Annotated in this window: 21 protein-coding genes; 6 read left to right on the top strand and 15 right to left on the bottom strand. The window is 35.8% G+C overall.

Going from position 1 to position 20,935, the window contains the following annotated elements; all coding sequences use genetic code 11:
- Window positions 1-12: 12 nt before the first annotated feature.
- Window positions 13-360, bottom strand: a complete 348-nt coding sequence (locus tag ACN1CN_RS05225; RefSeq protein ID WP_264525712.1) for a hypothetical protein — start codon at window positions 358-360, stop codon at window positions 13-15.
- Window positions 357-1,886 (bottom strand): bifunctional GNAT family N-acetyltransferase/carbon-nitrogen hydrolase family protein, encoded by a 1,530-nt coding sequence (locus tag ACN1CN_RS05220; protein WP_291286603.1) that lies wholly within the window; start codon window positions 1,884-1,886, stop codon window positions 357-359. Before ACN1CN_RS05220 ends, ACN1CN_RS05225 begins: the two co-directional genes overlap by 4 nt.
- Before the next feature lie 173 nt (window positions 1,887-2,059).
- Between ACN1CN_RS05220 and ACN1CN_RS05215 the strand changes: the two genes are divergently transcribed.
- Complete coding sequence (locus tag ACN1CN_RS05215; protein ID WP_419134893.1) at window positions 2,060-2,389, top strand: single-stranded DNA-binding protein; 330 nt, start codon at window positions 2,060-2,062, stop codon at window positions 2,387-2,389.
- A 64-nt stretch (window positions 2,390-2,453) separates the two neighbouring features.
- Here ACN1CN_RS05215 and ACN1CN_RS05210 read toward each other — a convergent pair whose 3' ends face one another.
- The 9 genes from ACN1CN_RS05210 to metG form a co-directional block, all read right to left on the bottom strand.
- Window positions 2,454-3,146, bottom strand: coding sequence for a DUF2461 domain-containing protein (locus ACN1CN_RS05210; RefSeq protein WP_419134892.1), 693 nt, complete (start codon window positions 3,144-3,146; stop codon window positions 2,454-2,456).
- Window positions 3,147-3,529: 383 nt separating this feature from the next.
- Window positions 3,530-3,718, bottom strand: coding sequence for a hypothetical protein (locus tag ACN1CN_RS05205; RefSeq protein ID WP_017495881.1), 189 nt, complete (start codon window positions 3,716-3,718; stop codon window positions 3,530-3,532).
- Between the two features lie 82 nt (window positions 3,719-3,800).
- Window positions 3,801-4,319, bottom strand: coding sequence for a ferritin (locus tag ACN1CN_RS05200; RefSeq protein ID WP_263362227.1), 519 nt, complete (start codon window positions 4,317-4,319; stop codon window positions 3,801-3,803).
- A 94-nt stretch (window positions 4,320-4,413) separates the two neighbouring features.
- Complete coding sequence (locus tag ACN1CN_RS05195) at window positions 4,414-5,859, bottom strand: hypothetical protein (RefSeq protein ID WP_419134891.1); 1,446 nt, start codon at window positions 5,857-5,859, stop codon at window positions 4,414-4,416.
- Between the two features lie 49 nt (window positions 5,860-5,908).
- A complete protein-coding gene (locus ACN1CN_RS05190) occupies window positions 5,909-6,538 on the bottom strand; it encodes a CatA-like O-acetyltransferase (protein WP_419134890.1) in 630 nt (209 codons plus the stop codon).
- A complete protein-coding gene (locus ACN1CN_RS05185) occupies window positions 6,538-7,245 on the bottom strand; it encodes an HAD family hydrolase (RefSeq protein WP_264525706.1) in 708 nt (235 codons plus the stop codon). Before ACN1CN_RS05185 ends, ACN1CN_RS05190 begins: the two co-directional genes overlap by 1 nt.
- A gap of 252 nt (window positions 7,246-7,497) precedes the next feature.
- Complete coding sequence (locus ACN1CN_RS05180; protein WP_419134889.1) at window positions 7,498-8,385, bottom strand: DMT family transporter; 888 nt, start codon at window positions 8,383-8,385, stop codon at window positions 7,498-7,500.
- 76 nt (window positions 8,386-8,461) lie between these two features.
- The gene (locus ACN1CN_RS05175; RefSeq protein WP_419134888.1) at window positions 8,462-9,979 is read right to left on the bottom strand and encodes a hypothetical protein; all 1,518 of its coding nucleotides are present in this window, start codon (window positions 9,977-9,979) and stop codon (window positions 8,462-8,464) included.
- Between the two features lie 197 nt (window positions 9,980-10,176).
- Window positions 10,177-12,234: a methionine--tRNA ligase gene (gene metG / locus ACN1CN_RS05170; protein WP_419134887.1), complete on the bottom strand. Its 2,058-nt coding sequence runs from the start codon at window positions 12,232-12,234 to the stop codon at window positions 10,177-10,179.
- A 468-nt stretch (window positions 12,235-12,702) separates the two neighbouring features.
- On the opposite strand from metG, the gene ACN1CN_RS05165 reads away from it, so the two are divergent.
- Window positions 12,703-12,930: a CDGSH iron-sulfur domain-containing protein gene (locus ACN1CN_RS05165; protein ID WP_070906333.1), complete on the top strand. Its 228-nt coding sequence runs from the start codon at window positions 12,703-12,705 to the stop codon at window positions 12,928-12,930.
- A gap of 151 nt (window positions 12,931-13,081) precedes the next feature.
- A complete protein-coding gene (locus ACN1CN_RS05160; RefSeq protein ID WP_419134886.1) occupies window positions 13,082-14,212 on the top strand; it encodes a DinB family protein in 1,131 nt (376 codons plus the stop codon).
- A 46-nt stretch (window positions 14,213-14,258) separates the two neighbouring features.
- Here ACN1CN_RS05160 and ACN1CN_RS05155 read toward each other — a convergent pair whose 3' ends face one another.
- From ACN1CN_RS05155 to ACN1CN_RS05145, 3 genes are read right to left on the bottom strand one after another with little or no spacing between them, the layout of a single operon-like run.
- Window positions 14,259-14,624, bottom strand: coding sequence for a DUF7716 domain-containing protein (locus tag ACN1CN_RS05155; RefSeq protein WP_419134885.1), 366 nt, complete (start codon window positions 14,622-14,624; stop codon window positions 14,259-14,261).
- Between the two features lie 36 nt (window positions 14,625-14,660).
- Window positions 14,661-15,560, bottom strand: a complete 900-nt coding sequence (locus ACN1CN_RS05150; protein WP_419134884.1) for a PhzF family phenazine biosynthesis protein — start codon at window positions 15,558-15,560, stop codon at window positions 14,661-14,663.
- Window positions 15,561-15,620: 60 nt separating this feature from the next.
- A complete protein-coding gene (locus tag ACN1CN_RS05145; RefSeq protein WP_419134883.1) occupies window positions 15,621-16,178 on the bottom strand; it encodes a YdeI/OmpD-associated family protein in 558 nt (185 codons plus the stop codon).
- Between the two features lie 745 nt (window positions 16,179-16,923).
- Here ACN1CN_RS05145 and ACN1CN_RS05140 point away from each other — a divergent pair.
- The gene (locus ACN1CN_RS05140; protein ID WP_419134882.1) at window positions 16,924-17,094 is read left to right on the top strand and encodes a hypothetical protein; all 171 of its coding nucleotides are present in this window, start codon (window positions 16,924-16,926) and stop codon (window positions 17,092-17,094) included.
- A gap of 127 nt (window positions 17,095-17,221) precedes the next feature.
- Here ACN1CN_RS05140 and ACN1CN_RS05135 read toward each other — a convergent pair whose 3' ends face one another.
- A complete protein-coding gene (locus tag ACN1CN_RS05135) occupies window positions 17,222-17,722 on the bottom strand; it encodes a hypothetical protein (RefSeq protein WP_291286614.1) in 501 nt (166 codons plus the stop codon).
- A 240-nt stretch (window positions 17,723-17,962) separates the two neighbouring features.
- Between ACN1CN_RS05135 and ACN1CN_RS05130 the strand changes: the two genes are divergently transcribed.
- A complete protein-coding gene (locus ACN1CN_RS05130) occupies window positions 17,963-18,505 on the top strand; it encodes a DMP19 family protein (protein ID WP_419134881.1) in 543 nt (180 codons plus the stop codon).
- Window positions 18,506-18,674: 169 nt separating this feature from the next.
- Complete coding sequence (locus ACN1CN_RS05125; RefSeq protein WP_419134880.1) at window positions 18,675-20,102, top strand: tetratricopeptide repeat protein; 1,428 nt, start codon at window positions 18,675-18,677, stop codon at window positions 20,100-20,102.
- Window positions 20,103-20,935: the final 833 nt, after the last annotated feature.

Below are 20,935 nucleotides of genomic sequence, written 5' to 3'. Positions count from 1 at the left end.
GGTAAATACGTACTATATTTCTTTCTTAACAAGCATAAAATAATCATTGTCCAAAGGGCGATATCCCTGGTCGTACAGAAAATAGTAGGTATTTCCTGTTTTGGTCTGCAAGATATTGGTAAAGAAATCGAAATCAAAACCTTTATTTATCATTTTATCTCTCGTTGCTTTAGATTTACCTTCAGAGTTTAGTTCGCTCAAAATTCGGTAATTTTTCCGTAATTTATTGTTCACATTACGCATGAAATTTGTGCTGTCTTTGTTTATTTTATTGTTGTAGGCATTTCTACAGCTGTCTGAGCAGAATTTTTTGTCTTCCCTGCCTACAATTTTCTCAGAGCATTCAAGGCATGTTTTCATGAATCTATTTTTTTAACTTCATACAAATCCGTTCTTCGGTCTTTCAACGTACGTACACTTCCGTGTTCGTGAAGTTGTTTTAGGAGGTTCAAATCGACATCAACAATAAGCGTCATTTCTGTATTTGGTGTTGCTTCCGCTTTAATTCCGTTGCTCGGAAAAGCAAAATCAGAAGGTGTAAAAACAGAGGCCTGGGCATATTGAATGTCCATATTGTTTACTTTTGGCAGGTTGCCCACACAGCCGGCAATAGCTACATAACATTCGTTTTCGATGGCACGCGCCTGCGAACAGTGTTTTACTCTGGTGTATGCATTTTGAGTATCGGTTAAAAACGGAACAAATAAAATATTCATTCCTTCGTTGGCCATTATTCTCGAAAGTTCCGGAAACTCAACATCGTAGCAAATCAGAATGCCAATTTTCCCGCAATCGGTGTCAAAGGTTTTAAATTGCGAACCGCCTTTCATTCCCCAATGCTGTACTTCATTTGGCGTTACGTGGATTTTAGTATAGATTTCCGAAGTACCATCTCTCTTACACAGAAAACCAACATTGTACAGGTTGCCATTGTCTAAATAAGGCATACTTCCGGTAATGATATTGATGTTGTACGAGATGGCAAATTCTTGAAAACGCTTTCTGATGGGATCAGAATAGCGGGCCAGCTCGCGAATGGCTTCAGCTTCAGACAAATGGTTGTAGTCGGCCATCAGAGGCGCAATAAAAAGTTCGGGAAACAGTGCAAAATCACTTCCGTAACCGGAAACCACGTCAATAAAAAACTCCGCCTGCTCAAAAAACTCTTCGATATTGTTAAGCGGACGCATTTGCCACTGAATCAGCCCCAGACGAATAACACTTTTTTCGAGGTTAATTAATTTTGGACTTTCATCATAATACACATTGTTCCATTCTAAAAGCACCGCAAATTCTTTTGATTCTTCGTCGCCTTCGAGGTAGTTTTTCATAATTCGAAGTACGTGAAAATCATTGCTTAACTGAAAAGAGAGTACAGGGTCGTGTAGTTCTTTGTGTTTTACTTTGTCGATATAGTTTTTGGGAGTGAGTTTTTTAGAATGCTGAGCATAGTTTGGAATCCTGCCGGCAAAAACAATTGCTTTTAGATTTAACTGTTCGCAAAGTTCTTTTCGGGCGTCGTATAAACGTCGGCCTAAACGTAAACCTCTATAGTTGGGGTGAATAAATACATCAATTCCATACAGAATCTCGGCATTTTTATTATGGGTTGAAAAAGTATGGTTTCCTGTTGCTTGTTTGTAGTTGTGTCTTTTGTCGATTAGCTTTTCGTCTACAATTAACGATAAAGCAGATCCTACGACTTTTCCATCCGCCAGTATAACGAGCTGCCCTTCGGGGAAAATAGAAAGTAATCTTTTAATATCATCTTCTTTCCAGTAAGAATCGGCCATTTCGGGATACGATTCTACCATAGAATCTTTTAGCTGCTTATAGTCATCGAATTCCAAATTTCGCAATTCGACTTTATTGATTTTTGTCTGCATATCGTAAGGTTTCTCTCAAATATACAAAATAATTTCCATTTACAAACGCTTACAAATAGTTACAACCGAAAGTAAATAGTTGTTAACCGGATAATTGCAGAGGTGTGTCGCATCTTTGCCTTGTTGAATTTGATTAACGAATTCATTATACTAACATTTAAATATTATACGCCATGAATGCAATGAAAAACAGAGTACAGTTAATTGGGAACGTAGGAAACGATCCGGAAATTAAAACATTAGAAAGCGGAAAAAAATTAGCGCATTTGAATATCGCTACCAGCGAAAAGTATACCAATGACAAAGGACAGAAGGTCGAACAAACCGAATGGCATCGTGTTACGGCCTGGGGGAAAACAGCTGAAATTATCGAAAAGTTTGTAGTGAAAGGAAAAGAGGTTGCCGTTGAAGGCAAACTGATTCACAGAAGTTACGACGATAAAAACGGAGAGAAAAAGTTTATTACCGAAGTGGTTGTCAGCGAAATTTTACTGTTGAAATAACTAACACCACGATTTAATAATCAAACCCGACAGGTTTCAAAAACCTGTCGGGTTTATATTTTATTTATAGTACAGAAGCACCATTAATATCCGTTGTTAAGATTTCGCTCATGTAATCAAAAAAAGGTCTCATGTTTTTGAAAGTATCCAGGGCCTGTTCCAGAAAATCAGGACTTAGTACCTCTTCATCAGTAAAACGTTTGATAACGAGGAATTGTTTGTAGCGAAGTAAGTCAATAGCTTCATGGTTTATATCATAACCTTTAGGGGCTGTTTTGAGCTGTTCTCCCTGTAAGGTGCCAAAATTGTTCACGAAAGATTCTGACTGCAGTATCTTTTGCATGGGTTGAGGGTCGTGACCAAATTCGGCTCTGATGCGTTTTAGATCGGCAGCGTTGGGTCCCCAGAAACCACCGGCAAGAAAACTGTTTCCTTTTTCGAGATGATAGTAATAACCACCACGTCTTTCTTTTGTGGCTCTGGTATAGCTGCCTCCCCAGAAGGTTTTAAAAGGAGTTTTGTCTTTGGAGAAACGAATGTCGCGGTAAATTCGATAGACACTTTTTTTACCTGAGGCTGTTTCCAGAACATCTGTTTTAGAAAGCTCCTGAAGCAAAGCTCCTGCAAAGGTTTCAATATGATTTAATTCGATTAAGTATTTTGGTTTGTGCAGATCAAACCAGGGTTTGTTATTGTTTTTTTTAACCTGAGTCAGAAAATCAAGACTGGATTTGGGTATCGTAATTTGGTTTTCCATAAGTAATGCTGCGTCTTTTTGAGGATCTATATTAAAAATAGGGAAATTCGTTTTTAACCGTAGTAATAAAAACGGATAACAACAAAGTTACACAAAGATTTAAGGATTGTGTGAGTCAATTGCAAAAGTTAAGAGCTTCTTCTATATTGTCACGCAGATGATGCGGATTCGTTTCACGAAAACGCTGATAAAAACGGATTTTCAAAAGGGGTAAAGTAGAGTATTATCAGATTATGTATTTCATATAATACAAAAAACCCGTTTTTCATCTGTGTTTTCGCATAGCGAATCAGTTTAATCCGCGTTCTATTAAACTTTTGTTTGGAAAGAGCCTATTGTTTTAAACTAAAAAACCCACCAGATGGTGGGTTTGTATATAATTGTTAAGCCGTTTTTTTGAATAAATCAAACATAGGACAACGTGAACAACGTTTCTTTTCACTTTTTTTGTATTTCTCACAACAAGAAGATTTACAGTTTTCCAACTTCTTAATATTCTCAAGGATAGCAGCTTTATTCTTCTTTTTCTTCTTATCCTTTTTTTTGTCCTTGTCTTTTTCTTTCTTGCTCAATTTTCCTCTGTATTATAAAAACAGAGGCAAATATAACAGAAAAATGTTATTTTTATATATTCTAAATAAACTTTAACTTTTTTTATTTTGGGTTGATAGCGATCGAGCTGGTAACCGTTAACTGTTGAATATCACGGTCGAACAAGTATAGTCCGCCTTTGTCGTCTCCAATTAAGTTAATTTTATCCAAGATCGATTTAGCTGTAGCTTCCTCTTCAATTTGTTCCGATACGTACCATTGTAAGAAATTATGGGTAGCATAATCTTTTTCTAAGAAAGTAATGTGTACCAATTCGTTAATAGATTCTGAAACAAAAATCTCATGGTTGTAAAGCGTTTCAAACATCTCCTTAAAAGTAGAGTAAGAAGTTTTAGGCGCTTTTAGGTCGGTAATCTGAGCGTGACCTCCGCGTTCGTTTACATACTTTACTAATTTTAGCATGTGTGCGCGCTCTTCGTCTGACTGTGTGTACATAAATTGAGCAATTCCTTCAAGTCCGTGTACTTCAGCCCAACAAGCCATAGAAAGGTAGGTTTGCGAAGATTCTGCCTCTATGCGAATTTGCTTGTTTAAAGCTGTTTCAATATTTTTTGATAACATAATATGTGTCTTTTTTGTAAAGTTAGAAAAAATAATCCATTCCCTTTTTTTCAAATCCGAAAACATCAGACATTTGGATTAATTCTCAATAAATTTAAGGTTTTTCAAAAGAAAAAGGTTTCGAAAAAGTAGCCTTGTCGATGATTGGATTTTGCATTTGATCGTCCGGAAATCCATCGGTGAATTTACGCATCGTGTATTGTTTGGAGCCGGTATCGTAATAGCCTAAAATGTAATAATCGTTAAATTTCAAAACATTTTCCAAGATCACTTTTTTATTGGTGTTGAGGTAATAATACAGATTATCAAGTGCCATTGGCGCCGGATCTTTGTCAATAAATTCGGATTTTTGGTTTAAAGCAGTTTCAAAAAATACAGTTTCGTCGTTTACAACCGGCAGATAGTCCCAGGTAAAAGTATCATTCATAACCGTGTAATAAGCGCCGCCAACACGAGGTGTTCCTCCCAGCGTCATAGAGGTGTTTGTTCCGTTTTCATAAACGGATAAACCTATTTCTAAAGACGACAAATGCTGCAGAAATCTCTTGGTGTTTTTTAATGTCCTTGGTTGGCGTTCGCCGCCTTGTTGAACAAACAAAGGAGAAGTTTTAAAACGAATCGTATCTTCTTTTGCAATTCGGATGCTTTTTATAAGCTCGTCTGAATCGTAATTTCTAATGTCGAGCAAGAGTTCATCTTCGTTGGCATTGATCTGATAAAGTTTCTTTTCATAATAAAAAGAGTTGCTTATTTTTCGAGCTGTTTTAGTCTCAGACTGCTTAATTTTCTTTTCAATAACATCCTGATTTTCCAAATTCAGATCAAAAAGCTGTGTTTCTTTTGGATTATGGTCCAGTGTTAGGATAAAATGATTGTTCTCGATATAAATTTTACTTTTTTTAGAGGCTTTGTCTAAAGGAGTATAGTCGTCCGGATCGATTTTTATAATTGGATTTTCCCGAATGATTTGGCTAAAAGACAAAGGCTGGGTTTTTTTATTCTGAAAAGTAAAACCAGAGAAATCAAATATGCGTTCTTCTACGATTCCGTTTTTAAAAACATAAGCCGTCAAAGTATGACGCGAAACGTCTTTGGAAAGCAGATAGAATAAGTTATTGCTTTGGAATTTAGCAACGATATATTCAGTAGAAGAGGGATATTGAAATTTTAAAATCTTATAGGTTTTGGTTTCTAGATAATATTTGATGACCCAAATGTCCGAAGAATCCTCGGAAGCCCAATAAAGAGTTGGATTCCCGTCTGGGCTGAAACTATAGCCAATAATGGATCTCTTTTCGAGATTGGTACGCGATAATGTGAATTCATCTTTTAAAAACAAGGCACTGTTGTATTTCAAAATGGTGAGATTTTGAGTGTTTGTAGCAAAAACAAATACATCATTTGTTGCCTTATCTTCGACATTTAAGATGTAATTGTTCTGATCGTACCTTTTTAAATCTAGCGGATAGGAAGCCAAAATGGTTTGACTCAACAGTGTTGACTGATAGGCTAGTAACAAGAAAAGAAGTAGTTTTTTCATGTGCTTTTATCGACAAATATCATTCCAAATTTAGACCTTTATTTTGGAGTTATTGATTCATTAATTCCTGAAAATAATCAACAAACTGTCCCATGTGCAATCCGTCCATTAAGGCGTGATGTACATGAACAGACATGGCGATGGTTCTTTTTCCGGTTGGCGAGGTCATCATTTTTCCGAAAGAAACCTTTGGGCAGCTGTCCGGAAAGGTAAAACTGCGGGCATGCGAAAGCGAAGTAAAATTCAACCACGGAATGGCTGAGAAATGAATTAAATTATCATTCTCAAAAGATCTTGTAAAAAGACCTGTGGTGTTTTGAATGCGTTCGATTTCTTCTAAAGCTGTTTTTTGGAAGATTTTAAAGTCGGGATTGTATTCCATAAAGGAGAATCCAAAAGTGCCGTCTGGACGTCCGATAGTAGCCGAGGCATCGATGCGATCGTTAACGTAGATCTGATCTCCGGAAATACGGTATTTAAAATTCTCAATGGCGTTTACAGCAACGAGTGTCTTGTGCAAATAATAAATGAAAAAGGAAGACTGAAGACTTTTTGCTGTTTCATAAGCCTGGGTGCAGTCAATTTCGACGGTGGCGCCAAAAAAGGGTTCTTCCATTTGAATGAAATGTGCAAAATGTTCTTTTCTATTCCAGTTTTCTAAGTCTAAAAGTGTTTTCATTACAATAAGTTCTGAAGGATTTCAGTAATTTTTTCGAAAGAACTGAAATGCGCATGTTCTATTTTGTGATTGATTTTTTCGTGTTCCCAGGTGGTGTGAAACGGAATGTGTACCGCATAACCTCCAATTCCTAAAACGGGTAAAACATCCGATTTTAGCGAGTTTCCAATCATCAGAAATTCATCTGCCTGAATGTCTAAACGCCCTAGTAATTTGGTGTAATCAATTTCCTGTTTGTCCGACATTACTTCGATATGGTGAAAATAATGCCCCAGTCCCGAACGGTGCAACTTGCTGTGCTGGTCTTTCAGGTCGCCTTTTGTGGCCACAACCAGTTTGTATTTTCCGTGCAGCGTTTTTAAGGTTTCTTCGACTCCGTCGAGCAGTTCGATTGGTTTTTCGAGTAATTCTTTTCCGTATTGGATGATTTTTTCGATAACCTCAATCGGAATGGTTTTGTCAGAAATGTTTATGGCCGCTTCAATCATCGATAAAATATAACCTTTGATTCCGTAACCGTACAAAGATAAATTCTCGATTTCGATTTTGAATAATTCCTGCGAAATCCCCTGATGAGAAAGGTAATCTTCCATCAAAGCGCAGAATTTATGTTCCGTTTCCTGAAAGTAAGGCTCGTTTACAAATAGAGTGTCATCAGCATCAAATGCGATTACTTTTAAGTTGGGTATTTTGTTTTTATGTAACATAGGTAAGGATGTTTTTTTTGTTTCAGGTTTCAGGTTTTCTTTGTTTCAGGTTTTCTTTGTTTCAGGTTTTTTGCCACGAATTGCACGAATTTTTATTGCCACAGATTAAAATGATTTCAATGATTCTGGAATAATCTGCCAGATCTGCTAAATCTGCGGGAGAATTTTTCGTCACGAATTCACGAATTTTGGCACAATCAATCTGCGTAAATCAGTATAACCTGTTTTATCCGCGGGCAAACGGCCCTCGATCTAATTCTTAGAAAAAAGCTTCTTTAAAGAAATCGTTTTATCATAGAACGTAATTCTGATTCCGAAGAGCAAAATGATTCCGCCGAAAACCATTTGTAAAGTTATTTGTTCTTCCAAAAACAACCAAGCTAAAATGGATGTAATTACAGCCTGACTTAATAAACTTAGTGAAACCCTTGTGGCACGCATGTGCTGGGTGGCGTAACTGATAGAAAGCCATGCACACAATTGGCAAATTACCGCCTGAAGTGCCAGCACAAACCAACCCGTATCAGAGAAACCGGTGAAAGGCTGATTCAAACCATAACAAAGTACGGCCAAGTAAACGCTTGAAGCCAATAAACTAATGGTCATAAAGGACAAAACATCAACATCAGACAGTACTTTTTTGCTCACCAAAAGATAAATTGAATAGAGAATACCCGATAAAACAGCAAACAAGAAGGCCTGATCAAAATTTAAATCCATAAAAAAGCTAAAGCCTACCAAAGTGACCATTCCGAACAACGAAACCACGGTTCCGATCCAGAAATTGATGGCTGGTCGTATTTTAAGAAAGAAAAAAGACCCAATTCCAACCCAAAGCGGCGATAAATTGGTAAGTAAAGAAGCCTGCGTAGCACTAGAATCCTGAATAGCAATATTCCAAACGGCAACATCTGAAGAGAATAAAATACCGCAAAGTACCGCCAGAAGAAAAGGCTTCGTTTTTGGAAGTTTAAAACTTTTGGTGATGACTACATAGGGCAAAAGCAATATCACAGCAAAAAACATTCTGTAAAAAGCCGAAATCAATCCGGGCGCCAGTTTCAGTTTAACCAATATTGGAAAAATCGAAATACAAAGTATTCCGCAAATTAAGGCTAATCTTGGTTTGGTGATTTTCATATTATTTTAGTTTGCTATTCAAATTGTTGATTTGAAAGCTTATGTTTTTTCTAAGGAAGTTTAAAATTTATAACAGTTATTCAGTAAAGCTGAAAATTTGGTACTTTTTATTGTTCTTATTATAACTTCCTAGATATAAACTATTTTTGAACTTAAAAAGTATTAAATCTTTGTATAGAGTTTTAGAAAATATTGATACTGTTTTTTTAATTTCTTCGTTCTCTTCTAAGAAAATTCTAGCTTTGTCAAAAGCGGAGATTTTCATCTCACGATCAAGATGATTAAAAGTAGAATCAAATATACAATTCGTATAAACTACGGCTTTGTTTTTATAGGAAATTAAATTCGTTACGGTATAATTTCTTCCTGAATTAAAAGGTATCATTGTAGTTCCATTCATTCCCATTCCGCCCGTACTCATTAAATTTTGATTCATTGATATTCCAACGGAACTTTGAGTTATATCTTCTGAACTTCCAATAGCGGTATAATAAATTCCATTCAAATTATAGCACGAAATACTAGGCGCGTCTTTAATTCTTCTAAGAAATTGTTCTGAATTTTTAATAGGTTTTGTGCTGGAAAAAATATCGTTCTTTCGCCAAAAAAAGCTGTTCTTTTGCTGGAGGAAATCAGAATTTTTAAAATCAATTTCCTGATCATGCAAAACTTTATATTCTTTAAGAATGTTACCATTTAAATCACTAATTGTAAAAAACAAAACAAAAGCATTGGTTTTTATTTGAAGAATTTTGTTGTCAATCAAAAAAGAATTTGATCTAAATGTTATTGCACCATATTCGCCTTTAGTTGTTTTTTGTTGCTTAATAGATATAAGATTTGGTGTAAAATCCTGAAGATTAATTCTTAAAACTTGTGTAGCATGTGTAGTATTATCAATAGTGAAGATAATCTCCTCAGGATTATAGGTGTAAATTTTGTATCTTTTAGAGCTTAATGCTAATGACGGAGGACTGTCATTGGCTATAGTTTGAAAGCAAGGTTCTGAAGATTCATCTGTTAGAACAGTATATAAGTTTTCGGGATGATCAAATATGTTCTTAAATTCTAAATGCGACAAGTCAACTATTTTTTCGTTTAGATTTCCATTATCGTCAGATATATAAAACTTTAAAGTACTTGTATTTTTTATTATTGTAATAAGGTAAAACTTGTTGTTGATGGTAAGTTCTTGAACTATTTTTTCCTTTTTTAGTTCTAAAGAAATTGGCCTATTTTCAGTTTTTCCAGTTGTAAAATTGATATATTGTGAACTAATTTCTTTTCTGTCTTTCGATGCCCAAAAAACGAAACAATTATTATCCTTTTGACTATAACCAATAATGCTCTCGTATTTTTTTTCTGGTCTTACAATAGTTAAAGAATCTATAATATTGAATTTTTCATCAAATCTTATAGCGTTGGCTTTTTCCTTATCATTTAAAAACAGAATTACTTCTTTTTTATCTTCATTGACTACCTGAAAAAAATCTCTTTTTTCTTCTAATTTTAAATCAAATTCTTTTGCAATATCTTGAGAAAAAGAAGGCAAACTATTTAAAAGCAGGAATGTCAAAAGTATTTTTTTTAGCATGATCAAGAAGTTATTTTTTGCTAAGATCTTACTTTTTTCTCAAATAAAACACCAAAAAAGAAACGCGTGAATCGATTACCAATTTCACGCGTTTAAGAGAGTGTTAAGCAAACCCGACAGGTTTTAAAAACCTGTCGGGTTTATAAATTTAGAAAATTATCGCATTATCAAATTGCCATATTTTCTAATTAAATCAATTAGTTTACCGTTTCACCATTTGGAGCATCGGCATCCGGATTGATGAAAACCAGTTTTCCTTCGGCATTTGTAGTCATCAGGATCATTCCCTGACTTTCTACACCGCGTAATGCTCTTGGCGCTAAGTTGGCTAAAACTGAAACGCGTTTTCCGATGATTTCTTCCGGAGAAAAACTCTCTGCAATTCCTGAAACGATTGTACGAACATCAATTCCGGTATCTACTTTCAGTACCAGAAGTTTGTTGGCTTTTGGCATTTTTTCTGCCTCCAAAATAGTTCCAACACGGATATCCATTTTAGCGAAATCTTCAAATTGAATGAGTTCTTTTTGTGGTTCCGGTTGCTTGCTTTCGGCAAGGTTAGCGGTTTTTGTAGCTTCCAATTTGTCTATTTGTTTTTGAATTTCTTCGTCTTCTATTTTTGCAAAAAGTAATTCGGCTTCCCCTATTTGGTGGCCTTCCGGAATCAATTCTGAATTTTCAGCAACATCATTCCATTTCAGTTTGCCTTCATTTTTTAGGATTTTAGATAATTTAGCCGCAGTAAAAGGCAAAAATGGTTCAGCCAAAATGCTCAGTGCAGCAGCGATTTGTAAGGCTACATACATTTGAGTTTTTACACGCTCCGGATTGTCTTTCATTACTTTCCAAGGCTCTTCGTCGGCTAAATATTTATTTCCTAAACGAGCTACATTCATCAATTCACCTAAAGCTTCACGGAATCTGTAACGCTCTACCGAACTTGAAATAACAGCCGGGTAAGCTTTCAATTCTGCTAAAGCAGCTTCGTCAACTTCGTTGAAATCATTTGGTTTTGGAATAAATCCGTCGTAGTATTTATTGGTTAAAACGACTACACGATTGATGAAATTTCCGAAAATAGCTACCAGTTCGTTGTTATTTCTCGCCTGAAAATCTTTCCAGGTAAAATCGTTGTCTTTAGTTTCCGGTGCGTTTGATGTTAAGGCATAACGCAAGACGTCTTGTTTCTCCGGAAATTCTTCTAAATATTCGTGCAGCCAAACCGCCCAGTTTTTAGAAGTCGAAAGTTTATTTCCTTCCAAATTCAAAAACTCATTTGCAGGTACGTTGTCTGGCAAAATATAACTTCCTTCGGCTTTTAACATCGCCGGGAAAATAATACAGTGAAAAACAATATTGTCTTTTCCTATAAAGTGAACCAGTTTGGTGTCTTCGTCTTTCCAGTACGGTTCCCAGTCTTTTCCTTCACGGGCAGCCCATTCTTTAGTAGAAGAGATGTATCCGATAGGGGCATCAAACCAAACATATAATTTTTTTCCTTCGGCACCTTCAACCGGAACATCAATTCCCCAGTCAAGGTCACGCGTTACCGCACGAGGCTCAAGTCCACCGTCAACCCATGATTTTACTTGTCCGTAAACATTCGGTTTCCAGTCGTTTTTATGTCCAACCAAAATCCATTCTGTTAAGAATTCGGTATATCTGTCCAAAGGTAAAAACCAGTGTTTCGTTGATTTTAAGATTGGAGTTTCCCCGGTAATTGTCGATTTTGGGTTAATCAGGTCGGTTGCATTTAAAGTCGATCCGCATTTTTCACACTGATCCCCGTATGCTTCTTCATTACCACATTTCGGGCAGGTTCCAACTACAAAACGATCTGCCAAAAACTGATTGGCTTTGGCATCGTACAATTGTTCGGTTATTTCTTCAATAAAATCGCCTTTATCATACAGGGTTCTAAAGAATTCCGAAGCCGTATCATGGTGAATTTTAGCCGAAGTTCTGGAATAATTGTCAAACGAAATTCCGAAATCAGCAAACGATTTACGGATCACGCCGTCGTATTTATCAATAACTTGTTGTGGCGTAACTCCTTCTTTTTTGGCTTTCATCGAAATTGCAACACCATGTTCATCGCTTCCGCAAATAAACGCAACATCTTTTCCTTGTAAACGTAAATATCTCGAATATATATCTGCAGGCACGTAAACCCCCGCCAAATGGCCAATATGGATAGGTCCGTTGGTGTATGGTAAGGCTGCCGTAATAGTATATCTCTTTGGATTCTGTATCATAACTCAATTTTATTGAGTGCAAAAATAAGCAATAGAATTGAGATTTTGTTATTGCGCGGAGTTTCACAGAGAAAAAGCACAGAGATTCGTGAAGAATTTTGTTTTTTGGATGTCGTGAAGAGGTGAAGGCGCAAAGAAATTTATCCCATTGTTATGTCATTTCGACCGAAGGGAGAAATCCTCACATGGTGAGCGCGCACTGTTGCGGAGCTTCTTGCGAGGATTTCTCCCTTCGGTCGAAATGACAACAGTGTGTTTGATCGTCCGGCTGAGCGAAGTCGAAGCCATGCAAAGTGACTCTTAACAGGAGGCTTCGACTTCGCTCAGCCGGACAATACGATTAATCTTTGCGAATCTCTGCGCAATAACACATAAAATAGAACCAGTTTAAACTAGCATCCCTGTTAAAATCTTCAGGATTTATTTCGCAACCTTTGTGTTCAAAAAAACAAGAAAAAGGCAATTAATATGAGCAAGACAAAACTGATCATCAATAAAAACGGATCAATAAAAATAGAAGGCGATTTCGAAATCATGGATTCTGAAGGAGCTGTTTACGGACTACAAGGAAGATCTGCATTGGGTCTTTGCCGTTGCGGATTATCGGCAAACAAGCCTTTTTGCGATGGCGGACACCGTAATAATTTCGAACACGAATCAAAAGCATTTGATTTACCACCAATGAAAACGAACTAAGAACATCGTTTTTGGTTATTCTGATAAAGAAGCTGCATCTAAACTGATGTGGCTTTTTTTTGTTTTCATTTTTGCCTAATTTCTCAATTATGATAAGTTATTTCCTTAAAAAAGTGTGTTATATTTACCTAAATTTTTAAAAATATAAAGAATGAAAAAATTGGTAACCCCATTGTTGCTTTTATGTTTTGTTTTGGCTCATGCCCAAACACAAAAGACGGTTTCGAGTGATTGGACATCTTTCAATCAGACGATAGAAATTCAATCTCCTGTAAAGAAAAAGTTCAGAGTAATTGCATCGGTAAAAGTGGAGGCTACCGAACCTAAGTCCTGGGCAGGAGTTTGGGCCAGAGTAGATACCAAGAACGACGAGGACGGTTTTTTTGATAATATGAGTGACAGACCCATTAAATCAAACGAATGGAAATCGTATACTGTGGAAGGGACCATCGATAATAATAGTAAATCATTGAGTTTTGGAGGTCTTTGTTTGAATAACGGAAAGTTTTATTTTGATAAATTCGAATTGCTGATCGAGAATGACAAAGGTGTTTTTGAACCTTTGGCGGTTTTAAATTCAAGTTTTGAAGCACCTTTAAAAAATGGTGAGATTTCGAAGTGGGGGCTGGGCATTTCAAAGGATGCTTATGTAAAAGTGAAAGAGTATAAAATTACACTTGACAAATCCAGTACGGACGGAAAAAACAGTTTGCTGCTGGAAGGAAGTGGTATTAAACCAAGACCACAAGCAAAAATTGGGAATGTGGAAGGAGCATCTCCAAAAATTGGAGACATGATATCGATGCTTGAAGACCTTAAGGGGCGTGTAGAAAGAGCGGTGAAGAATATGAGTCAATATGAAATTGATTATTTGCATGACGAAGAAGCTAACCGAATCGGAGCATTGGTCATGCACCTTGCGGCAGCCGAAAAATACTATCAGGTTTTTACCTTCGAAAACAGAGGATTTAACGAAGAAGAGAAGAAAAAATGGAGTATTGCTTTAAACTTAGATCAGGGTGGACGTGATGAATTTAAAGGGCATGATGTACAATATTATTTGGATATTTATAATGAAGTAAGAGCTAAAACTATTGAGGAATTAAAGAAAAGAGACGATGCCTGGTTTGCCGAAGTTCAGCAAAGATACGACTGGACAAACCAATATTGCTGGTTTCATGTTATGGAGCATCAATCCAGTCATTTAGGACAGATTTTGTTTTTAAAGAAACGAATTCCGCCTCAGCAGAAACCAACATTACCAAAGGAAATTAAAAAGTAAAAGTTCCTGTTTTTCATAAAAAAAAGCTGCATCATGTGCAGCTTTTTTAATTTATATCTAAGAAGTCATCGTACTGGCTGTAATGATTGAGACAGTTAACGATTTGAGAAATACTAACTTTTGGGTTTTGTTTTGTGGCCAAATCAATAACATCCTGAAAATTGTCGCAGGAATATCCAAACCAAAAATTCATTTCACGAACCTTCGGAGGGTAAATTTCGTTATCATCGTCGTCAATTTCAGAGGTGTCTCCAATGTACACGGTCATTTCAGCTGAAAGAGAATCGATATGATCCGGCACATAAACACTGTAATAATAGTTGCTGTCGTAGGTAAGAGCGCGATCTTTTTTGGCCTGCACGAATCGTATAAAATCGCTGAGTATCCATGTTTTATTTTTAAAATCAGGCATTATGATCTAAAGGTTTAATTTTAAAAAACGGATGTATTATAAGTATAGTTCTCCGCGCATCGTTATAACAGACGAACCTCCAACCAAAATATCATTGGCTCTGTTCATGACTTCAATCATCGACGCTTGTTTTAACTTAACACCTTGCAGAATTTTATATTCGTGGTCGGATTTCGTAAATTTCTTCTGAGTCAAAAAGCCAATCAGTGGTCCGGCGGCGGTTCCAGTGGCAGGGTCTTCGTTTATTCCGATGATCGGATTAAAGAATCGTGTTTCGACAATATGGTCTTCATTTGAACTAATGGTAAAACAATAAAAACCTTCGGATTGGTATTCTTTCGAAATCTCGATCAGTAATTTATTATCGGGAACACATTCGTTCAGCAATTGACTGTTTTTGATTGGAACCATAGTGTGGGCAACTTCGGTTTTTACAATGGTAGGCACAAAGTCATTACTGTCTAAATCTTCAATCTTTAAACCCAGTGCTACCGCTATTTTATAAGTTGGAATTTCTCGTTTAATCTCAGCCGATTTTTGGTGCATTTGCACGATAGGATCAAGCGTGTTAGGGTCAAAGCTTACGGTGATCGGTATTGGAGAATTCTTCATGATTACAAAACGATTGTGCTCGTCCTGTTCCTCAAAAATGGGCATTTCTTTTAGCAATGCTCCGCAAACGGCACCCAATAAATTATGTCCTGCGCCATCAATCTCAAAACCGATGGGTGTAAACGAACGTACATTTAGCGCTTTTTGATCTTTGGAGTAATAAACAAATGAAGTTTCAGAATAGCCAAATTCTTTTGCAATATCTTTATAAGTTTCGATGTCTAGATTGCCATCCGTAAAAACGACCGACAACGGGTTGCCTTTGTAGCTTTTATTTGAGAATACATCTAAAACGTAATATTCTAATGCTGTTCTTCCTTTCATCGCTTTTTCTTTTTTTAACGGAATAAAGTTACAGCTTATACCATTTCAAAACAACAGCGTTTATAACATTCGTTTTTGTTCTCCACTTATTTGTATGGCTTTCTCTAATCTCGAAAGTCTGGTTTTTTCCTGCTTGGCAGTCATAATCCAGTGAATCATTACTTTTTTGTATGAGGGCGCCTGGTTATCAAAGTATTCCCAGGCAGTTGGGTGTGCTTTAAACTGTTTTTCAAATTCCGGACTAAGGACTGAAGGGGCAGTTTCGTGCGAATAAATTTTGGATCTTTCTTCAGATCTAAATTCAAATGCTTTTTGACCTTCGGGCATCATGAGTCCGGCTTTGGTGAGGTCTTCGATTTTTTTGATGTTGATGGCACTCCAGATACTGGATTTTTTTCGGGGCGTAAACCGTATGGTATAACTTTCATGGTCGATCGATTTTCGAATGCCGTCGATCCAGCCAAAACATAGCGCCTGATCTACCGATTCTGACCATGACATACTTGACTTTTTACTGCTCACTTTATAAAAACCTACTAAAAGTTCGGTTTCTTTTTGATGATGTTTTTCTAACCATGTTCTGAATTTTTCCTGGGTATCAAAGAAGGTTGGTGTCATTGTTTTTGAAATGAAAAATCAATTATAAATTCACAATCGTTCTAATAATCCATAAAAGTATAATAAATTAAGAAGAAAAGAGAATTGAATCTCGTTTGACTATTTGATTCTTAAATTTTCAAATTAGAATGGATTTCCAAGACAAAAAACAAGGTCATTTTTTGGGTTATTCATTTAGTTGATTATTGAACTGTTTTAAAGTTTTTTTAATTATCAACAATGATATTGGAAAAACAATGATGTTGGCATAAAATAACATTTCAAAAAATGCTTGTGAATGAATTATTTCTAATGCTATTGTAGTCAGAAGAAGAGTAGAAAAGAAGAAATTGATCCAGAAAATTAATGTGAGTGAAAAGATTTTAAATTTAAATTTCAATCTTTTTATAAGTGAAAGTAATATGATCACTAGGCCTAAGCCTGCAGAACCCCAACAGGAGTATATGAAAAATTGAAGTGTTTTAAAGCCACTAAACAATCCGGGACCTTCAAAAAAATAAATGAAAAATGTAGTAACAGCCCAAATATTAGTTAGAAGTAATGCCAGGACTAAGCTCTTGTAGATTGTTTCTTTCATGGTTTTGATAGTTTTATAGGTTTTAAGAATTTACAAAGCATTTTTGAGCCTTTGTTTTTTATCTATAGACTATCAATCATTATTCCATGTTTTTAATAGAGTATATTTTAATTCTTCAATACAATCACTTTCTTATCTTTGCAAGAGCAATTAAAAAGACTAGAAACCATGGCAAAAGGACCTGAAAAAAACGGCAAAAACAAGGCTTTGCATACCAAATTGCTAAAACGAAAAAAGGCTAAGCTTCAGGAAGAAAAGAAAGCGCAGGCTTTGCGTTTGAAAGCTTTAGTGGCAAAAATGAATGAAAAGAAGAATAGTGATGAATCGGATGCGGTTTAAATTGGAACATACTTTTTATTCCTCCAGTTCTTTCCAAAAGCTGTCTATCTCTCTTTGAATCTCTGTTTCTAATTTTTGAAGTTCATTTATAACCCAAAATGGACTTTCTCACACTATTGGATAAATATTAATTTTTAAGAATCTCTTCTTTTTTTAACTTTGAAATCTCCATAACATGTTCAGATAGTTGTATGAAGCGATCTAATCCTCTTTCTTTTGTTTGAGAAGTGGGAGACCAAAAACGATAACTTTCGTTTTTCCCTTTAGAGCCAAATTCTATTTTCCAGGTACTTCCGTCAAATCCACTTCTTTGCGCTTTGTCCATATCTATTTTATCCAGAGAAGCAGTTGCATTAACGAGCTTTTCAAAAGCTTTGTGGTCTATTTTAAAAAAGGTGTCAATTTTACTATAAGCCCATTTTGGGGTGTCAAATAATGGTTTGCTTTGGATAAGCACAATTGCACTGTCATTACTAGGTGTTTTAGAAATGTTTATGTTTACTTTATTGTAAGGGATTCTAAGTTCACTGCTGTATGAAAATTCAATTTCATCTATTTTGGATTCCTGTACCTGGCAACTTAAAAATACGACTGTTATTAAATAAAATATAATACGTTTTGTGATCATAGTTACCTCTTATTTCAAGCTAAAATAATCTTTTTTACTTCAAAACAATCTCGTAAAACAAAATCTTATTATAAACACGAATGTGCGTTAGGGATAGTAGCGAAAAGCCCACAGCCTGACAAAGGAAGTGCGAGGACTTGCAGCGGATAGCCCGGCCCGGAGGGAAACGCCAAAAAAAATATTCTCATTCCTATTATTATTTCTCCGAAATTTGCAAATCAATCTCAAAACAAAATCAAAATGGAGGAATTTGGTAGAATAATAGTTTCTGAAACGGCAATGAACAGTGAAAATCTTCAGGATGTGATTCACTCAAACATTTCGGTAATCAATTTAATGCGTGAAGAAGGGGTTGATGACGAGTTTATTCACGAAGATGCCCTGATGAGTTATTATCTGGATTATTACTATTCGCAATATGCTGAAGGGAATTTTGCTCAGTTTGTTTATAAATCGGGTTGGAATAAAGAGTTAAACGAACTTATCGAAGAAGGCCTTGCTTTGATTGGTGCCGAAAAACACCTGGAGTTGTTCCAGCAGCAAAGCAAAAAAGTCAAATTGATGAGCAGCGTAAAGCTTAATAAATTTGTAAGCGGAAAACTGGAAGGCGTTAATCCAACACGTGATTTGCTGAACAACGATACGTTTTATGAATTAGAGGAAAATCTGGTTACCTTAAATGCTAATTTCTTAAAAAATCATCCCGATTTTGAAGTCCTTTCTGTAGACGATATGTTTGCGACTTTGGAGGAATTTGTGGGACATGAGATTAAAAGGGCTTAGTTTTTAGTCTTGCAAAGCCGCGAAGCCGTAAAGTTTTTTCGAAGAAAGAGAAGTTTTGTTGTTATCAGGCAGGTTTGCGGCTTGTTTAAAAACCGATGAATTGAAAGCGTTATTGATAGAAAACAAATAATTTTACCCAAAATGCATTTTCTGCATAACCCATAAAATTTTGAGAGCACAAAATTTCAGCTGTATAAAAAGAACCGTTGCCTTGTTGTTTTTGCCTGTCGCCTTATCAGGTCAGGTGAAAAATACGAATGTCGTTGATAATGTTACTCGTTATTATTATGACGATCATGTCGTTTCGGTACAAATTTGGTACGGACCAGATAACAATCCGGACAGTACCAAAACCTATTATCCGAATGGAAAACTGAATGAGGTTTTTTATTATGATGAAAAAGGTCTAAAAGATTCCGATTGTTTTCAGTACAACCAACAAGGAGAGAAATTAGTCACCTGGAATTTTTCGCATGGAAAACAAATAAGCAGAACCGATCATAAATTGCCGTTTACTAAAGAGAGGGAAGAAACGGTAAAAAAGGCTCTTAAACTGCTTACCGAAATCAATGTCAAAACCAATTACAATCCCACAAAAGTTAATGATTTGTACAATCGCGGCGTGTTAAGCGTGAGTCTTGGTAATATCACTTTGGCTCTTGAAGATTTGAAAAAGGTAGAATATGCGGTTGATAAGGACCCAAAAAATAAAAGTATCGCTCTGGCAGATTCTTTAGAACAAAAAAAGGATCTGTTTAGAAGCAAACTGTATGACCGCTTAGCATTTGTTTATGCTTCGCGCGAAATGGATAATTTTGCGATTCAGTATTACCATAAAGCAATAAAGAGTGCCCCTGACGATTTGCGTATTCTGTACAACTTTGCGTCATTGCTGCAACGCAGAAAGATAGACGATCCGGCACGTTTTTATTTGGAGAAAATCGTAGCGGTAAAACCGGATCATCCGTACGCAAGATGGGGACTTGCACGATTGTACAGCGATAGTGGAGAATATGAGAAAGCAATGGAAAATATTGCCTTAGCTTTTGTGTCTGAAAAAGTAATTGCCGAACAAACTTCGGCTTACGGAGGCAGAGATTTAAGAACTGTCCGCGGTTTACTTTATCATAAATTAGGAGAATCAGATAAAGGAATTGCCGATTTGAAATTGGTATTAGAAAGAGATAAAAACAATTCGTATGCCATGAAAAATCTTGGCATCATTTATCTCGATCAGCATAAGTACAAAAAGGCCTGCGAATGGTTTCAGAAAGCAAAAGAACTCAATTATAGTTTAGTGTATGACGAAACAGATTTGCCCTCTTTATTAGAAAACGCCTGTCAGAATACCCAGTCGGAAATTGCAATTACCAAAAAGCCTTTTGTTTTTCCGAATCCTGCAAAAACGGTGATTTCAATACAAGATTTTGATGCCGAAAGTTTCGATTATGAGTTTTTTAATTTTGAATCCGCTACCGTTTTAAAAGGCAAAAGTGTCGACGGAAAAATAGATATTTCGACTTTGTCTTCCGGATTTTATGTGCTGAAAGTGACTACAACAGATGCAACAGCAAGTTTTAGGGTGATTAAAGAATAACCCGTTGAGTGCATTTAAATGAAGTGAAATACCTTTTTTAGGAATAGAGAACCTTTGTCGTTATGTATTAAAATGAATTGAAAATCATTGCTGTGGTTTAATGTTGTTGTGAAATGTATCGTTCCTCTGGAACTTAATTTTGAAGACGCTTTATTTTCAACGGATTAAAATCCGTTGCTACAAAATTTGTTGTTCCTTCGGAACTCAATTATGCGGCTGTTTTTGTTGTTAATGAATAACAATTGATGTTCAAATAGGTTTTGATAAGATAAAAATTAAATGTTGTGAAAGAGCCATCGACTCGAGAATGTGGTTATTTTTGTTGGTAATGGATAACAATCCAGGTTCAAATAGTTTTCATAAGATTAAAGATTAAGGTCATGAAAGAGCCATCGGCTCGACCAATATTGTAGCGACGGATTTTAATCTGTCGTATAAAATAAGCATAACGACAAAAGAGCCATCGGCTCGAGTAATATTGTAGCGACGAATTTTAATCCGTCGTAGAAAATAACCATAACGATAAAAGAGCCGTCGGCTCGACCAATATTGTAGCGATGGATTTTAATCCGTCATAAAAAATAGGCATAACCACAAAAGAGCCATAGGCTCGACACATATTATTTTTGAGAAGAATTTGCCCCTTTGGCCATAATTAACAAAAAATGATTCAACATATCGAATCCTAGATTTTAGGTGTAAAAAAGAGAACAAAAAAGAAATATATTTCTTTCACATAAGAGACTATGCGCATTTAAATGAAGTGAAATCCCTTTGTTTATAGATACAGAACCTATGTTGCTATGTGTTAAATAACGGATTTATATAAAATT

This window comes from Flavobacterium sp. T12S277 (genome assembly GCF_048514875.1).
Classification (GTDB): Bacteria; Bacteroidota; Bacteroidia; order Flavobacteriales; family Flavobacteriaceae; genus Flavobacterium.
The sequence above is the reverse complement of the archived record's forward strand: the minus strand, read 5'-3'. Positions and strand labels throughout refer to the sequence as shown.

Excerpts from the sequence above, each read along its gene's own strand:
- ACN1CN_RS05150 (WP_419134884.1), bottom strand. The coding sequence starts at position 15,560 with ATGAAAGGAAGAACAGCATTAGAATATTACGTTTTAGATGTATTCTCA.
- ACN1CN_RS05225 (WP_264525712.1), bottom strand. The coding sequence starts at position 360 with ATGAAAACATGCCTTGAATGCTCTGAGAAAATTGTAGGCAGGGAAGAC.
- ACN1CN_RS05140 (WP_419134882.1), top strand. The coding sequence starts at position 16,924 with ATGGCAAAAGGACCTGAAAAAAACGGCAAAAACAAGGCTTTGCATACC.
- ACN1CN_RS05155 (WP_419134885.1), bottom strand. The coding sequence starts at position 14,624 with ATGCCTGATTTTAAAAATAAAACATGGATACTCAGCGATTTTATACGA.
- ACN1CN_RS05185 (WP_264525706.1), bottom strand. The coding sequence starts at position 7,245 with ATGTTACATAAAAACAAAATACCCAACTTAAAAGTAATCGCATTTGAT.
- ACN1CN_RS05190 (WP_419134890.1), bottom strand. The coding sequence starts at position 6,538 with ATGAAAACACTTTTAGACTTAGAAAACTGGAATAGAAAAGAACATTTT.
- ACN1CN_RS05175 (WP_419134888.1), bottom strand. The coding sequence starts at position 9,979 with ATGCTAAAAAAAATACTTTTGACATTCCTGCTTTTAAATAGTTTGCCT.
- ACN1CN_RS05160 (WP_419134886.1), top strand. The coding sequence starts at position 13,082 with ATGAAAAAATTGGTAACCCCATTGTTGCTTTTATGTTTTGTTTTGGCT.
- ACN1CN_RS05180 (WP_419134889.1), bottom strand. The coding sequence starts at position 8,385 with ATGAAAATCACCAAACCAAGATTAGCCTTAATTTGCGGAATACTTTGT.
- ACN1CN_RS05200 (WP_263362227.1), bottom strand. The coding sequence starts at position 4,319 with ATGTTATCAAAAAATATTGAAACAGCTTTAAACAAGCAAATTCGCATA.
- ACN1CN_RS05195 (WP_419134891.1), bottom strand. The coding sequence starts at position 5,859 with ATGAAAAAACTACTTCTTTTCTTGTTACTAGCCTATCAGTCAACACTG.
- ACN1CN_RS05145 (WP_419134883.1), bottom strand. The coding sequence starts at position 16,178 with ATGACACCAACCTTCTTTGATACCCAGGAAAAATTCAGAACATGGTTA.
- ACN1CN_RS05220 (WP_291286603.1), bottom strand. The coding sequence starts at position 1,886 with ATGCAGACAAAAATCAATAAAGTCGAATTGCGAAATTTGGAATTCGAT.
- ACN1CN_RS05130 (WP_419134881.1), top strand. The coding sequence starts at position 17,963 with ATGGAGGAATTTGGTAGAATAATAGTTTCTGAAACGGCAATGAACAGT.
- ACN1CN_RS05215 (WP_419134893.1), top strand. The coding sequence starts at position 2,060 with ATGAATGCAATGAAAAACAGAGTACAGTTAATTGGGAACGTAGGAAAC.
- ACN1CN_RS05135 (WP_291286614.1), bottom strand. The coding sequence starts at position 17,722 with ATGATCACAAAACGTATTATATTTTATTTAATAACAGTCGTATTTTTA.
- ACN1CN_RS05165 (WP_070906333.1), top strand. The coding sequence starts at position 12,703 with ATGAGCAAGACAAAACTGATCATCAATAAAAACGGATCAATAAAAATA.
- ACN1CN_RS05210 (WP_419134892.1), bottom strand. The coding sequence starts at position 3,146 with ATGGAAAACCAAATTACGATACCCAAATCCAGTCTTGATTTTCTGACT.
- metG (WP_419134887.1), bottom strand. The coding sequence starts at position 12,234 with ATGATACAGAATCCAAAGAGATATACTATTACGGCAGCCTTACCATAC.